A 15,287-nucleotide genomic window follows, 5' to 3' on the forward strand; every position below is an offset into this window, starting at 1 on the left:
ATGGCTTCGAGACAGGACCTCATACGGGGACACATTGTTTTGGTTCTGCAGCACCTCGGTGTCACACTCGACCTGACCATCCGGAGCGGCTGAGAGATCTGGCTCATTGACGCCGCAGCAACCCTGGCCTCCGTGTTCCACGGCGACAGAAGGGTGCTACTGCCAGACCGATGGAGGAAACCATGAGCGTCGCCGACCTTTCCGCCCCCCTCAAATTCGCCTACTGGGTTCCCAACGTCAGCGGCGGCCTGGTGGTCTCGACCATCGAACAGCGCACCAGCTGGGACTTCGACTACAACAGGAAGCTCGCGCGCATCGCCGAGGACGCCGGTTTCGAGTACGCGCTCTCCCAGACCCGCTACGCCGCGTCCTACGGCGCCGACAAGCAGCACGAGGCGACGAGCTTCTCCCTCGCCCTCCTGGCCGCGACCGAGAAGCTGAAGGTGATCGCCGCCGTCCACCCGGGCATGTGGCACCCGGGCGTCCTGGCGAAATACATCATCACCGCGGACCACATCTCCAACGGCCGCGCAGCGGTCAACATCGTCTCCGGGTGGCTCAAGGACGAGTTCGTCAACTTCGGCCTCGAGTGGCTCGAGCACGATGAACGCTACGTCCGCACCGAGGAGTTCATCCGGGTGCTGCGCGGCCTGTGGACCGAAGAGGGCTACAGCCAGTCGGGGAAGTACTACGACATCAACAACTTCACCCTGAGCCCGGCCCCCGTGGACGTCCCAGGCCGCCCGCACCCCGAGATCTTCTTCGGCGGGAACTCGACAGCGGCCCAGGCGACCGCCGGACGGGTGGCGGACTGGTACTTCTCCAACGGGAAGGACCTCGAGGGCTTCAAGGAGAACGTCGCAGGAGTCCGGGCCTCAGCACAGGAGGCCGGCCGGCATCCCCGGTACGGGCTCAACGGCTTCGTGATCGCGCGTGACTCCGAGAAGGAGGCACGCGACACCCTGCGCGAGATCGTCGAGAAGGCGCACCGCCCCGCCGTCGAGGGCTTCCGGGACGCCGTGCAGGAAGCCGGCGCGTCGACGAAGGACGGCAAGGGCATGTGGGCCGACTCCAGCTTCGAGGACCTCGTGCAGTACAACGACGGCTTCAAGACGCAGCTCATCGGGACGCCCGAGCAGATCGCCGAGCGCATCGTCGAGTACAAGAAGATCGGCGTGAACCTCTTCCTCACCTGCTACCTGCACTTCCAGGAGGAAGTCGCGGCCTTCGGCACGGACATCCTGCCGATCGTGCGCGAACTGGAGGCCGACGCCGCCCGCAAGGCCGGCGTCGACTTCGATCCCGAATCCACCCTCGCAGTATCCCGACCCAGCAAGGCAGGTGTCTGATGGCAGAACGTTCCTTCGGTTTCCGCACGCGTGCGCTCCACGCCGGCGGGACCCCCGACGCCACGCACGGCGCCCGGGCGGTGCCGATCTACCAGACGACGTCGTTCGTGTTCAAGGACACCAACGACGCCGCCAATCTCTTCGCACTGCAGAAGTACGGCAACATCTACTCGCGTATCGGCAATCCCACGGTCGCCGCGTTCGAGGAGCGCATCGCGTCGCTCGAGGGCGGCATCGGGGCGGTCGCGACGGCGTCGGGCATGAGCGCGGAGTTCATCACCTTCGCCGCCCTGTGCCAGGCCGGCGACCACATCGTCGCCGCCTCCCAGCTGTACGGCGGGACGGTGACCCAGCTGGACGTCACGCTCCGCCGGTTCGGCATCGAGACAACCTTCGTGCCCGGAACGGACCCGGCCGACTACGCGGCCGCGATCCGCGACAACACCAAGGCCGTCTACGCCGAGGTGATCGCGAACCCCTCGGGCGAGATCGCGGACCTCGCCGGGCTGGCGAAGGTCGCGCACGACGCCGGAATACCCTTCATCGTCGACTCGACGCTGAGCACCCCCTACCTCGTGAGGCCGATCGAGCACGGCGCGGACATCGTGATCCACTCCGCCACCAAGTTCATCGGCGGGCACGGCACCACCCTCGGCGGCGTGATCGTGGAGAGCGGGCGCTTCAACTGGGGCAACGGCAAGTTCCCCATGATGACCGAGCCGGTGCCCTCCTACGGCAACATCCAGTGGTGGGGGAACTTCGGCGAGTACGGTTTCCTCACCAAGCTCCGCACCGAGCAGCTCCGTGACATCGGGCCCTCGCTCTCGCCGTCGTCGGCCTTCCAGCTCCTGCAGGGCGTCGAAACCCTCGCGCAGCGTCTCGACGAGCACCTCGAGAACGCGCAGGCCGTGGCCGAGTGGCTGCAGGCCGACCCGCGCGTGGAGTACGTCAACTACGCGGGTCTGCCCACGCATGCACACCATGAGCGCGCGAAGACCTACCTGCCGCAGGGACCCGGCTCGGTCTTCAGCTTCGGCATCAAGGGCGGCCGCAAGGCGGGCCAGAAGTTCATCGAGTCGCTGCAGCTGGCCTCGCACCTCGCCAACGTCGGCGATTCCCGCACCCTCGTGATCCATCCCGGCTCGACGACGCACCAGCAGCTCTCCGCCGAGCAGCTCGTCGCCGCGGGCGTGCCCGAGGACCTGGTCAGGATCTCGGTGGGGCTGGAGGACCTCGACGACATCCTGTGGGACATCGACCAGGCGCTCGCAGCTGCCGTGGAGTCCCCGGACGCAGCATTCGCCGAACTCCCCCAGGAGTCCGCGGGAGAGAACGACGACGACCCGTCGGCAACACGGGCAGTAGGAGTGGGAGCATGAGCAGCACCGCACCGGAACGGACCTGGGAGGGGCCTTCGGCCCCCGAACGGCTGAACCTGCTGAGGAACGCGAAGTCCGTGGCGATCGTCGGGGCATCGGACAAGCCCTCCCGTGCGTCCTACTTCGTCGCGACCTACCTGCAGTCCTCCTCGCCGTACCGCCTGTACTTCGTGAACCCGGTGGCCAAGGAGATCCTGGGGCAGCCGGCGTACGCGTCGCTCAAGGACCTGCCGGAGGTGCCCGACGTCGTGGATGTCTTCCGCAAGCACGACGACCTGCCCTCGGTGCTGCAGGAGACGCTGGACGTCGGCGCGAAAACCCTGTGGCTGCAGCTGGGATCGTGGCACGAGGACGTGGCCCGCGATGCCGAGAAGGCCGGCCTGAACGTGGTGATGGACCGCTGCATCAAGATCGAGCACGCGCGGTTCCACGGAGGACTCAACCTCGCCGGCTTCAACACCGGCGTCATCTCGTCGAAGCGGCAGATCACCTCGTAGCCGGCGTCAGCCGTCCTCGGCGACGGGCGCCGGCGACTTCACGGCCGGCGGTTCCACAGTGACGGGCTCGGCCGTCGGTTCGACCACGGCGAGCGGCTCGGCCGTCGGTTCCACGACGGTGACGGGCTCGGCCGGCGGTTCCACCCCAGTGGCGGGCTCGTCCGGAGCGGCATCGCCGGAGGGGTCGTTCGCCGGCCCGGCGGCCTGTTCGACGTCGGCGTCCGCTTCCGCGTACGCAAGAATGTCCGCGTCGGCGAGGAAGAGCGACATCCCTGCATCATCGTCGGAGAACGGACCAGCCAGGAACATCGGTTCGTCGGCCTGCTCGACGGGCGTGAGGCGCCAGGAGGGATCCGGGCCGGCGAAGGACCTGCGGACGTCGCGATCCCCCCGCTCAGGACCGGTGCTGGTGACTACCCCCTCAGCCTGCGTGTCCTGGCCCCTGCCGTCGCCCTGGACCGTGCCGTCCTTCTGGACCGTGTTCCTGTCCTGCAGCTTTCCCTGGTCGACCTGGCCCTTGCGCTTGCCGTCTCCCGGCGGCGTCTCCCCTGTCGGGGTGCCCGGGACGCGTCCGCCGGGGACGGTGGCGGGTCGCAGGTCCTGCACCGGTGGAGTACCCGGGGCGGCCGGTACCTGCCCGACGGGCGGCTTCTCGGTGGCTACCGGAGGTACTGCAGGCATGGCCAGCGGCGCACCGGGTGCCGTCCTTCCTCCGATGGAAGGCACCTCGGGCGTCACCGTTCCGGCTCCGGCACCGGAAACGTCGCCGGGACCGGTCGGGTCCCCAGCAACGGGAACAGCCGGAACCGCCGCGATGGCGGACGGCGCCGGAACCGGCACCGCGAGGGCCCCCGCAGGGCTCTCGATGGACGGCGCGACGACGGGCGCAGCGGGCTCCGGACGGTCGGGATCGTGATGGTCGGGATCGTGATGCACGCTGAAGCGGGCGATCGAATCGACGGCGTCGCCGAGGCCGTAGGGGAGATGGAGGGTTCCCGCCGCGACACCGGACATCCCGACACCCATCGACACGGCGAGTGCGCCTCCCAGAAAGGTGATCCGACGCTTGTTCCGGCGGCTCTGGGGCGCCTTCCCGCCGTCGGCCATCAACTGGGCGAGTTCCGCGGACGCTTCCGGTGCGGGCCCGGTGCCCAGCGCCCGCAGGTCGCGTACGGCGTGCAGGAGGGCCGGGTCCTCCGGGAGGCCCGCTTCCTCGAGGATGCGCAGCTCCCGGTCCGAGGTCTCACGTCCAGTCATAGCGCTTCCGATTCATTGGGTCCGACCAGTTCCTTGAGCTTGAGCAGTCCCCGCCGCTGCAACTGCTTCACCGATCCCGCCGATCTCCCGAGGATCTCCGCGACCTCGTCGATCGGCAGTTCGGCCACGATCCGCAGCAGGAGGACATCGCGCTGCTCGGTGTTCAGCTGCGCCAGCATCCCACCTGCTCCCCCGGCGTCGAGATTGTCCAGGGCCACCATCTCCGCGGAATCCGCGGCACGTGTATCGCCGTCGGCCTCGTAGCCCACGAGGACCGGAGTCCTCGCCTTCTTGCGCACTTCGTCCACGTACCGCGCGTGCGCCACCGAGAACGTGAAGGTACGCAGGCCCTGCAGCCCGCCCGAGACCGTCTCCAGCTTCGAGAAGACCGCGAGGAACACTTCCTGCGTCAAAGCCTCAGGGTCCTCCGACCCGCGGCCGGCGAAATAGCCGAGCACGGCCGGACTCAACGCCTCGTAGATCAGGGAGAACGCCACGGGATCGCCCGATCGCGCGCGCGCGAGCACGTCGTCAGGCAGGGGTGTGGCCACGGTCTATTCCTTGTTCGGCGGGACGGCGACACCATCGTAACCGCTGCCTCCCGCCCGCAGGCGTCGGCCCCACCGGGGTCGCGGCAAAGAAAAGGCCGCACCGAGGCCCGTTGGGGGATAAGCCTCGGTGCGGCGCTTACAAACAGGTAATCGACGGCCGGTACGGAAAAGTTACGCCCCGCCCGACTTTTTTCCCGCGTCTCGCGAAGACCCTACTTGAGGGCGTTCGAGGCGCGGCGCTTGTTGAAGACGTCGAAGCCGACGGCCAACAGGAGCACCATGCCCTTGATGAACTGCTGGACGTCGATCCCGACACCCAGCAGCGACATGCCGTTGTTGAGCACGCCCATGATGAGGCCACCCGTGATGGCCCCGATCACGGTACCCACGCCTCCGGTCACGGCCGCTCCGCCGATGAACGCAGCGGCGATGGCGTCGAGCTCGAACAGGTTTCCCGCGCCCGGGCCGGCCGAGTTCAGGCGGCCCGTGAAGATGAGGCCGGCGAGTGCGGCCAGCACACCCATGTTGACGAAGAGCATGAAGTCGATGCGCTTGGTGTTGATGCCGGACAGCTGCGCCGCCTGGAGGTTCCCGCCGACGGCGTAGATGTGGCGCCCGAAGACGCTGTTGCTCATCACGGCGCTGTAGCCCACGATCAGGATGCCGAGGACCACGAGCACGATCGGCGTACCGCTGCGCGAGCTCGCCAGAAGGTAGGTGAGGCCGAGGATGATCACGACGATGAAGGCGAGCTTGGTGAAGAACCAGGCCGCCGGCTCGTCCTCGAGCTTCAGGCGTGCACGGGTGGCACGTCCCCGGAGCTGGGTGATGGTGAGGAGGCCCACGGCCACCAAGCCGAGGACCACCGTGGTCCAGTCCAGGAGGTTGGTCTCCGCAGGGAACAGCCCGGGGAAGAGGAAGCCGCCGCCGAGCTGGCGGTACTCCTCGGGGAACCCGGTGATGCGCTGGTTCTCGAGCACGATCTGGGTGAGTCCCCGGAATACGAGCATGCCGGCGAGCGTGACGATGAACGCGGGGATGCCCACGTAGGCCACCCAGAAGCCCTGCCAGGCGCCGACGAGCCCGCCGATGATCAGTGAGGCGAGGAAGGCCACCCACCAGGTGAACCCCCAGTCCTGGATCATGATGCCGGACATCGCCCCCACGAAGGCTGCCACTGAGCCGACGGAGAGGTCGATGTGCCCGGCGACGATGATCATGACCATGCCGATGGCCAGGAGCAGGATGTAGCTGTTCTGCACGATGATGTTCGAGACGTTGTCCGGCTGCAGCAGTGCGCCGCCGGTCAGCACCTGGAACAGGGCGACGATGACGATGAGCGCCACGAAGATACCGATCTGGCGCAGCCTGCTCGTGAGGAAGGCGAGCCCGTGCTTCACGGGAGGTGGCGGTGCGGTGACCGCGGGGTCTTTGACGGTGGTAGCCATGGAATCAGTCCTTTTCCTTGGTCATGTACTGCATGAGGAGTTCGGGGGTCGCCTGGTCGATCGGCACTTCGGCCGTGATGCGGCCTTCGGCGAGGGTGTAGATGCGGTCACAGATGCCGAGCAGCTCGGGCAGTTCGGAGGAGATGACGATGACGGCCTTCCCCTCGGCCGCGAGGCGGTTGATGATCGTGTAGATCTCGTACTTGGCGCCGACGTCGATCCCGCGGGTGGGCTCGTCGAGGATCAGGACATCGGGGTCCGAGAACATCCACTTGGAGAGCACCACCTTCTGCTGGTTGCCGCCGGAGAGCTTGCCGGTGATGGCCGTGACGGTCGGGGCCTTGATGTTCATGGACTTCCGGTAGTCGCCCGCGACGACGGCCTCCCGACCGCTGTCGACCCAGCCGCGCTTCGCGAGCTTCCCGAGCGCGGCGCCGGAGATGTTCCGCTTGATGTCGTCGATGAGGTTCAGCCCGTACCGCTTGCGGTCCTCCGTGGCGTACGCGAGGCCGTGCCGGATCGCCTCACCCACCGTGCGCGCCGTGATCGGAGCACCGTTCTTGTACAGGGTGCCGGTGATGTGCGAACCGTAGCTCCGACCGAAGATGCTCATGGCGAGCTCCGTCCGCCCGGCGCCCATCAGGCCGGCGATACCGACCACCTCGCCGGCGCGCACCGAGAGGTTCGCGGCGTCGACGACCACACGGGAGGTCTCCTGCGGGTGGTGCACCGTCCAGTCCTCGACGCGGAGGACCTCCTCGCCGATGACCGGCGTGCGGTCCGGGTAGCGGCTCTCCATGTCCCGGCCCACCATGCCCTTGATGATCCGCTCCTCCGTGACGGAGCCGTCGTGGAGGCTCAGCGTCTCGATGGTGCGCCCGTCCCGGAGGATCGTCACGGAGTCGGCGATCTCCCGGATCTCGTTGAGCTTGTGGCTGATGATGATGCTGGTGATGCCCTCGGCACGGAGGCCCTTCACGAGTCCGAGGAGGTGCGCGGAGTCCTCGTCGTTCAGGGCGGCGGTGGGCTCGTCGAGGATCAGCAGCTTCACGTTCTTCGACAGCGCCTTGGCGATCTCGACGAGTTGCTGCTTGCCCACCCCGATGTCCCCGGCCCGCACCACCGGGTTGAGGTCGAGGCCCACGCGCCGGAGGAGCCTGGCCGCCTCCACGTTGGTCTCGTTCCAGTCGATGAAGCCGCGCTTCTCGCGCTCGTTGCCGAGGAAGATGTTCTCGGCGACGGACAGGAAGGGGGAGAGGGCGAGCTCCTGGTGGATGATGACGATGCCGTCGCGCTCGCTGTCACGGATGTCCTTGAACTCCGCGACGGAGCCCTCGAACTCGATGTCGCCGTCGTACGTCCCGTGAGGGTAGACGCCCGACAGCACTTTCATGAGGGTCGATTTCCCGGCCCCGTTCTCTCCGCAGATCGCGTGGACTTCTCCACGCGCGACGTCGAGGTTGACGTCCTGCAGTGCCTTCACGCCTGGGAAGGTCTTGGTGATGCGGCGCATCCGGAGGATGTTCTCCGACATGGTCGAGCCTCGCTTACTTGAGTGGAAGTCCCGGCAGGGGCCGGGCGAGGTACAGCACCTGTGGCTCCGGACCGGTACGGTACGGAGCCACAGGCTGAAGGGGTGCTGCGGGGTACTGCGGAACGGCTACTTGAGGTCGTCCTCGGAGTAGTATCCGGTCTCCACGAGCGCGGCCTCGTAGTTGTCGACGGTGACGATCTGCGACTCGAGCAGGTAGGACGGGACGATCTTCTCGCCGTTGTCGTACGTCTCGGTGTCGTTGACCTCGGGCTCCTCGCCCTTCATGAGCGCATCGACCATCGTGACGGCCTGCTTGCCGAGCTCACGGACGTCCTTGAAGATCGTCGAGTACTGCTCGCCCGCGATGATGGACTTCACGGAACCGACCTCGGCGTCCTGGCCCGTGACCACGGGGAGCTCGTCCGCCGAGTAGCCGCCGGAGGTCAGCGCCGAGATGATGCCGATGGACAGGCCGTCGTAGGGCGAGAGGACACCCTCGAGGCGCTCGCCGCCGCCGACGGTGAGCAGGTCCTCCATGCGGTCCTGCGCCGTGTCGGGCAGCCAGCGGAGGATCGCCGCCTGCTCGAACTCGGTCTGGCCGCTGGGTACGCGCAGGACGCCGCTGTCGAGGTACGGCTGGAGGGTCTCCATGGCGCCGTCCCAGAAGAACGTCGCGTTGTTGTCGTCGGGGCTGCCGGCGAAGAGCTCGACGTCGAAGGGACCCTTCTCGCCCGTCTCCTTGCCCTCGGCGTCGAGGACGCCGAGGCCGGTCAGCAGCGAGGTGGCCTGCTGGACGCCGACCTCCTGGTTGTCGAAGGTCGTGTAGTAGTCCACGGTGTCCGAACCGTTGATGAGGCGGTCGTACGCGATGACCGGGATGTCCTGCGACTCGGCCTGGTCGAGGACGCTCGTGAGGGTGGTGCCGTCGATCGAGGCGACCACGAGGGCCTTCACGCCACCGTTGATCATGTTCTCGATCTGGCTGACCTGCGTGGGGATGTCGTCGTTGGCGAACTGGAGGTCGACCTCGTAGCCGAGCTCCTCGAGCTGGCTCTTGACGTTCTCGCCGTCGGCGATCCAGCGCTCGGACTGCTGCGTGGGCATGGCCACGCCGATCTTCGCACCTTCGTTGGATCCGCCCTCGGCAGCGGCGTCGTCGCCGCCGCCACGGCTTCCACCGCAGGCGGTGAGGCTGAGGGTCAGGATGCTGGCGGCCGCGATGCCGGCCAGGTATTTCCGATTCATGGTGGGTCTTTCTTGTGAGTGGTTTCCGGCAGCGTTGCCGGCTGTGGGTGGAGCGGTCCTACAGTTTCTGGGCCAGCCGGTAGTAGGCCGCGTTCCATCGTAGTTCGCGCTGGAACTCACGCAGCTTCGTATCGGCGTCGATCCGCAGCAGTTCGACCTCGGCGATGTCCGCGAAGTCCTCGAAGACGTCGAGGCCCACGGCGGTGGTGAGGACGGTGTGGTGCGCGGCACCGGCGCTGAGCCAGGCTGCTGCGGACGTCTCGAGGCTGGGCTCCGGCTTCCACACTGCGCGCGCGACCGGCAGGTTGGGGAGCGGGGCGTCGGGCGGCACGATCTCGACGGCGTTCGCCGTGAGGCGGAAGCGGTCCCGCATGTCCGACATCGCGACGACGACGCCTGCGCCGGCATCCGTGTCGAAGACCAGGCGCACGGGGTCCTCCTTGCCGCCGATACCGAGCGGGTGCACCTCCAGGGAGGGCTTCGACGTGGTCAGGGTGGGGCAGATCTCGAGCATGTGCGCCCCGAGGATCTTCTCCTCCCCCGGCACGAGGTGGTACGTGTAGTCCTCCATGAGGGAGGCACCGCCGGGCAGTCCGGCGCCCATCACCTTGGCGGCCCGGACCAGCACGGCCGTCTTCCAGTCGCCCTCTGCGCCGAACCCGTAGCCGCGGGCCATGAGCCGCTGGACGGCGAGTCCGGGCAGCTGCCGCAGCGCGCCGAGGTCCTCGAAGTTGGTGGTGAAGGCGCCGAAGCCGCCCTCCTCGAGGAAGGACAGCAGCCCCAGTTCCTGGCGGGCGCCGTAGCGCAGGGATTCGTGCCGTTCGCCGCCGCGGCGGAGTTCCGGTACGACGTCGTAGGTCTGCTCGTACTCGGCCACGAGCGCGTCGACGTCGCTCTCGGACTGTGCCTCTACTGCGGCCACGAGGTCGTTGACACCCCAGGTGTTGATCGAGACGCCGAAGCGCAGCTCGGCCTCCGTCTTGTCGCCCTCGGTGACGGCGACGTTGCGCATGTTGTCACCGAATCGTGCGACCTTGAGCTCGTGCACGGCGGCCCAGCCCGCAGCGGCCCGCTGCCAGGACGCGACCTTGGCGCACACCTCGGGGCTCGAGACGTGCCCCACCACGGTCTTGCGCGGCACTCCGAGGCGCGACTGGATGTAGCCGAACTCGCGGTCGCCGTGGGCGGCCTGGTTGAGGTTCATGAAGTCGAAGTCGATCTCGCCCCACGGCAGCGCCACGTTGATCTGCGTGTGCAGGTGCAGCAGGGGCTTGCGGAGCGCATCGAGGCCGGCGATCCACATCTTCGCGGGGCTGAACGTGTGCATCCAGGCGATCACGCCGATCGCGTTGTCCGCGGCGTTGACCTCGAGGGCCATGCGCCGGATCGACGTGGAATCCTTGAGCGTCGGCTTCCAGACCACCTTCACGGGCAGCCCGGCGTCGCCGAGGATCCGGACGATCTCCTGGGACTGCTCGGCGACCTGCTGGAGCGTCTCCTCGCCGTAGAGGTCCTGGCTGCCGGTGAGGAACCAGACTTCGTAGGTGTCGAGGGTCGTGCTGAGGGGGCTCATGCGTGGGCTCCTGGGGTCGAGGGCTGACCGTACACGTTCTGGTAGCGGTCGAAGAGTGAGTCGATGTGCTCGGGCTGGATGCCTGCGGGCGCTCCGAGCTGTCGGGAGATGTGGACGGTGCGGGCGACGTCCTCGAGCATGACGGCGGCCTTGACGGCGTCCTTCGCGTCCTTGCCGATCGTGAAGGGGCCGTGGCTCTTCATCAGCACGCCGCGGGAGCGGTGGCCGGTCAGCGTCTCGACGATGCCGCGGCCGATCGAGTCGTCACCGATGATCGCGAACGGACCCACCGGGATCTCGCCGCCGAACTCGTCGGCCATGGCCGTGATGACGCACGGGATGGGCTCCCCGCGCGCGGCCCAGGCGACGGCGTAGGTGGAGTGCGTGTGCACCACGCCGCCGACGTCGGGCATGTTGCGGTACACGTAGGCGTGCGCCGCGGTGTCGCTCGACGGGGACCGCTCCGATCCGGGCGTGCCCTCGATGACGTTGCCGTCGAGGTCGCACAGGATCTGGTTCTCCGGCGTCAGCTCGTCGTAACTGACGCCGGAGGGCTTGATGACGAAGAGGTCCGCTCCGGGCACGCGTCCGGAGACGTTGCCTCCCGTCCAGATGACGAGCCCGTACCGCACGAGTTCGGCGTGCAGGGCGGCGACGTCCTTCCGGACGGCGCTGATGGCGGCCTCGACCTCGGGGCTGAAGGAGCCTGGAGTTGCAGCACTCATGCCGACACCGCCTGCGGGGTGCGGGCCGCGCGGCGCAGGGCCTTGAGCCGGTGCATGACGTCGTTGGTGCCTCGGCCGAAGTAGTCGTGCAGTTCGGTGTACTCGCGGTACAGGGCGTCGTAGGCGGCGGCGCGCTCCGGGTCCGGTGTGTAGGCGGCACGGTTGAGGTGGCCCATGGCGGCGGCTGCGGCGTGGATGTCCTCGTAGGCGCCGGCCGCCACGGCGGCGTGGATCGCCGAGCCGAGGGCGGGCCCCTGGGAACTGCCGATGACCGAGAGGGGCATGTTCAGCACGTCGGCGTAGACCTGCATGAGGAACGGGTTGCGGATGAGTCCGCCCGCGGCCACGAACTCCGTGACGGGCACGCCGGAGGCGTTGAAGGTCTCGACGATCTTCCGGGTGCCGAACGCCGTCGATTCGAGCAGCGCGCGGTAGACCTCGTGGGGCTTCGTGGCGAGTGTCAGGCCCACGATGGTGCCGGAGAGTTCGTGGTCCACGAGGACCGAGCGGTTGCCGGAGTGCCAGTCGAGGGCCACCAGGCCGTGCGCCCCGACGGGCTCGGACTGCGCCTGTTCCGTCAGGTACTCGTGCACGCTCAAGCCCTGCGCGGTGGCGGCGTCCTTGATCTCGCCCGGCACCTGGTTGGCCACGAACCACGCGAAGATGTCGCCGACGCCGGACTGGCCGGCCTCGTAGCCGTAGAAGCCCTCGACGATGCCCCCGTCCACGACGCCGCACATGCCGGGCACCTCGCTCAGCCGGTCCGAGTTCATGACGTGGCAGGTCGAGGTTCCCATGATGGCCACCATCTGGCCCGGGTCGGTGGCTTGGGCGGCGGGGGCGGTGACGTGCGCGTCCACGTTGCCGACGGCGACGGCGATGCCCGCGGGCAACCCGGTCCAGGCGGCTGCCTCCTCGGAGAGCGAGCCCGCCTTCGAGGCGAGGGCCCCGATGGTGTGCTCCACCTTCTCGCGGGCGAACCCGGCGAAGTCCGGGTTGAGGGCCGCGAGGAAGTCGTCCGACGGGTAGGCGCCGTCCTGGTAGATGCCCTTGTATCCGGCGGTGCAGGCGTTGCGCACGTACTGCCCCGTGAGCTGCCAGACGATCCAGTCGGCAGCCTCCACCCAGTGGTCCATGAGGTCGTAGAGCTCCCGGTCCTCCTCGAGCAGCTGCAGCCCCTTGGCGAACTCCCATTCGCTCGAGATGAGGCCGCCGTACCGGGGCAGCCAGGCCTCCCCGCGTTCGGCCGCGAGGTCGTTGATGCGGTTGGCCTGGCCCTGGGCGGCGTGGTGCTTCCACAGCTTCACGTAGGCGTGCGGGCGGCCTTCGTAGCCGGGCACCTCGTTCAGCGGCGTGCCGTCCGCGAGGGTGGGCACCATGGTGCAGGCGGTGAAGTCGGTGGCGATGCCGATGACGTCCTGCGGGTCGATCCCCGCCTCCTTCACGGCCGCCGGTACGGCGGCGCGGAGGACGTCGACGTAGTCGGACGGCACCTGCAGGGCCCACTCGGGCGGGAGCTGCTCCCCGGTGGCCGCGAGCGTCGAATCCATGACGGCGTGCGGGTACTCGAGCGTCGAGGCGCCGAGTTCGGCGCCGTCGGAGACACGGACGACGACGGCGCGGCCCGACAGGGTGCCGTAGTCGACGCCGATGACGTAGGCGGATGAGCCCGGGGTGGAGTCACTCAAGGGAAGGACCTCTTTGTTCTTCTCGAGACCGCTGCGCAGTACTCGGGTGGATCGGCTGTTCGGACGCCATGTGACCGTTCACATGAGCGATCACCAGTGTAGGCGTGTGCCGGTGGGGGCTGTCAATGAGCAGCGGGTAACGGGCGGGTATCAGCCCGCGGGCGCCGCCGTCGATGCGCGGACGACGAGTTCCGGGACGACGTCGGGCGTCGCGCCCCCTGCACCCGCGCTCCCCGCCGTCGGACCCGGCCCCGCATCGCCGATGAGCCCGAGCAGCCGCGCCACGCAGCGCCTGCCGAGCTCGGGGAAATCCTGGCGCACGGTGGTCAGCGGCGGCCAGTAGTAGGCGGACTCGGGGACGTCGTCGAACCCGACGACACTGATGTCCTCGGGGACGCGGCGGCCGCCCTCGCGGAAGGCATGGAGCAGCCCGAGCGCCATCTGGTCGTTCGAGGAGAAGACCGCGGTGATGCCCGCGTCCGCCATGATGCGCGCTCCGGCAAGGTACCCCGACTCCGCCGTCCAGTCACCCGAGAGCAGGTTCTCCGGCACCCGGCCCCAGGCCTCCATCTCGCTGCGGTACCCGCGCACGCGCGCTTCCGTCTCGAACCACCCGTCCGGGCCCGCGACGTGCACGATCCTCCGGTGCCCCAGCTCGAGCAGGTGCCGGGTGGCGAGTGCCGCCCCGCCCGACTGGTCCACGGACAGGCGGTGGTCGTCGTGGGCGCGCGCGGAGTGGACCGTCACGAACGGCAGCGTGATGGACAGGTGCTCGATCTCCCCGAGCGTCTGCGTCTGCGGCGCGAGGATGATGAGCCCGTCCACGCCGTGGGCCAGCAGGCGGTCGAGGGCGGAGCGGATCGAATCCGCGTCCACGTCGTCGAGGTGCGCGACGTCGACGGCGTAACCGGCCTCGCGCGCCGCGCTGTCGATGGCCTGCAGGCTGGCGGCGGGCCCGTACTCGAAGCCCTTGCTGACGAGCACGCCGATCATGGTGGACCGGCTCGTCACGAGCGCACGGGCGGCCCGGTTCGGACGGAAGCTCAGCTCGTCCATCGCGGCCAGGACGCGGTCGCGCGTCTCGGCCCGCAGGCTCGGGTGACCGTTGAGCACGCGGGAGACGGTTTGGTGCGAGACGCCCGCCCGCCGAGCGACGTCGCGGATATTCGGCGCCCGCCCCGGTTCGGCGGGCCGCTCCACCGGCGGGGAGGCGCGGGCGGAGCCGGCGTCAGTGGGAGTCGACAATGGTGTCGTTCCGCGCGAAGCGCCGGTTCCGGAGCACCGGCAGGAACTCGCGGACGTCGTCGACCCTCCGGCGCGTCACGTCCGTGGTGACGACCCCCCGCTCCTCGTCCTCGAGATGCACCTGCGGGACGCCCATGGGGTCGATGATGGCGGAATGGCCGATCGTGTGGCTGCTGGAGGTTCCGGCCGCTGCCACCCAGAGGGTGTTCTCGATGGCCCGTGCCTTGAGCAGCGTCTCCCAGTGCTCGATCTTGTGCTCGCCCTTGAACCAGGAGGCGGGAACGCAGATGAGGTCCGCCCCCGCGTCGGCGAGGGCGCGCGCCTGCTCGGGGAAGCGGACGTCGTAGCAGGTCATGAGCCCCACCCGGACGTCTCCGAGCTGGGCGACCTTGATGCCGCCGTCGCCCGGCTTGATGTTGGCGGACTCGGAGTAGCTGAAGGCGTCGTACAGGTGCAGCTTGCGGTACGTGTCCACGATGCGCCCGGTGGCGTCGATGAGCACGAGGGTGTTGAAGGGCCGCTCCTCGCCGCTGGGCTCGTATCCGCCGGCGACGATCGCGATCGAGTGCTCGGCCGCGATGAACGACAGCTGCTGCACGAAGGAGGTCCAGTTGGCCTGCACGGCCTCCTGCAGCGGGCCCTCGACCTTGCCGATGGCGAACATCGATTCCTCGGGGAAGACGATCAGCTCCGAGCCGTCCGCACCGGCGTCGGCCGCGAGCTCCCGCATGACGGCGAGGTTTGCCGGGGCGTCCCCACCCGGCCTGAACTGACCAACGCTGACCTTCATGATGCC

Annotated in this window: 13 protein-coding genes and 1 riboswitch; of the genes, 3 read left to right on the top strand and 10 right to left on the bottom strand. The window is 68.5% G+C overall.

Annotation, left to right across the window (positions count from 1 at the left end; genetic code table 11):
- Positions 1 to 73: 73 nt before the first annotated feature.
- A riboswitch (SAM riboswitch) is annotated at positions 74 to 177 on the top strand.
- From sfnG to ACIQCY_RS12790, 3 genes are all read left to right on the top strand, one after another.
- Positions 171 to 1,349: a dimethylsulfone monooxygenase SfnG gene (gene sfnG, locus ACIQCY_RS12780; RefSeq protein ID WP_400484267.1), complete on the top strand. Its 1,179-nt coding sequence runs from the start codon at positions 171 to 173 to the stop codon at positions 1,347 to 1,349. (Overlaps the previous riboswitch by 7 nt.)
- Entirely contained in the window at positions 1,349 to 2,728 is a 1,380-nt protein-coding gene (locus ACIQCY_RS12785) for an O-acetylhomoserine aminocarboxypropyltransferase/cysteine synthase family protein (protein WP_400484268.1), read from the top strand. Before sfnG ends, ACIQCY_RS12785 begins: the two co-directional genes overlap by 1 nt.
- Positions 2,725 to 3,225, top strand: a complete 501-nt coding sequence (locus ACIQCY_RS12790) for a CoA-binding protein (protein WP_400484269.1) — start codon at positions 2,725 to 2,727, stop codon at positions 3,223 to 3,225. The genes ACIQCY_RS12785 and ACIQCY_RS12790 overlap by 4 nt, the downstream gene beginning before the upstream one ends.
- A gap of 6 nt (positions 3,226 to 3,231) precedes the next feature.
- Here ACIQCY_RS12790 and ACIQCY_RS12795 read toward each other — a convergent pair whose 3' ends face one another.
- The 10 genes from ACIQCY_RS12795 to ACIQCY_RS12840 form a co-directional block, all read right to left on the bottom strand.
- Entirely contained in the window at positions 3,232 to 4,482 is a 1,251-nt protein-coding gene (locus ACIQCY_RS12795) for a hypothetical protein (RefSeq protein WP_400484270.1), read from the bottom strand.
- Entirely contained in the window at positions 4,479 to 5,033 is a 555-nt protein-coding gene (locus ACIQCY_RS12800) for an RNA polymerase sigma factor (RefSeq protein ID WP_400484271.1), read from the bottom strand. The genes ACIQCY_RS12795 and ACIQCY_RS12800 overlap by 4 nt, the downstream gene beginning before the upstream one ends.
- 212 nt (positions 5,034 to 5,245) lie before the next feature.
- Positions 5,246 to 6,481 (bottom strand): multiple monosaccharide ABC transporter permease, encoded by a 1,236-nt coding sequence (mmsB, locus tag ACIQCY_RS12805; RefSeq protein ID WP_400484272.1) that lies wholly within the window; start codon positions 6,479 to 6,481, stop codon positions 5,246 to 5,248.
- A 4-nt stretch (positions 6,482 to 6,485) separates the two neighbouring features.
- Positions 6,486 to 8,015 (bottom strand): multiple monosaccharide ABC transporter ATP-binding protein, encoded by a 1,530-nt coding sequence (mmsA, locus tag ACIQCY_RS12810; RefSeq protein ID WP_400484273.1) that lies wholly within the window; start codon positions 8,013 to 8,015, stop codon positions 6,486 to 6,488.
- 126 nt (positions 8,016 to 8,141) lie between these two features.
- Entirely contained in the window at positions 8,142 to 9,260 is a 1,119-nt protein-coding gene (gene chvE / locus ACIQCY_RS12815; protein WP_400484274.1) for a multiple monosaccharide ABC transporter substrate-binding protein, read from the bottom strand.
- Between the two features lie 58 nt (positions 9,261 to 9,318).
- Positions 9,319 to 10,833, bottom strand: coding sequence for an L-arabinose isomerase (gene araA / locus ACIQCY_RS12820; protein ID WP_400484275.1), 1,515 nt, complete (start codon positions 10,831 to 10,833; stop codon positions 9,319 to 9,321).
- Positions 10,830 to 11,558, bottom strand: coding sequence for an L-ribulose-5-phosphate 4-epimerase (locus ACIQCY_RS12825; RefSeq protein ID WP_400484276.1), 729 nt, complete (start codon positions 11,556 to 11,558; stop codon positions 10,830 to 10,832). Before ACIQCY_RS12825 ends, araA begins: the two co-directional genes overlap by 4 nt.
- A complete protein-coding gene (gene araB, locus ACIQCY_RS12830; RefSeq protein ID WP_400484277.1) occupies positions 11,555 to 13,246 on the bottom strand; it encodes a ribulokinase in 1,692 nt (563 codons plus the stop codon). Before araB ends, ACIQCY_RS12825 begins: the two co-directional genes overlap by 4 nt.
- A gap of 150 nt (positions 13,247 to 13,396) precedes the next feature.
- The gene (locus tag ACIQCY_RS12835) at positions 13,397 to 14,491 is read right to left on the bottom strand and encodes a LacI family DNA-binding transcriptional regulator (protein ID WP_400484278.1); all 1,095 of its coding nucleotides are present in this window, start codon (positions 14,489 to 14,491) and stop codon (positions 13,397 to 13,399) included.
- The gene (locus ACIQCY_RS12840; RefSeq protein WP_400484279.1) at positions 14,475 to 15,281 is read right to left on the bottom strand and encodes a carbon-nitrogen hydrolase family protein; all 807 of its coding nucleotides are present in this window, start codon (positions 15,279 to 15,281) and stop codon (positions 14,475 to 14,477) included. Before ACIQCY_RS12840 ends, ACIQCY_RS12835 begins: the two co-directional genes overlap by 17 nt.
- Positions 15,282 to 15,287: the final 6 nt, after the last annotated feature.

Source organism: Arthrobacter sp. NPDC092385 (genome assembly GCF_044755105.1).
Lineage (GTDB): Bacteria > Actinomycetota > Actinomycetes > Actinomycetales > Micrococcaceae > Arthrobacter_D.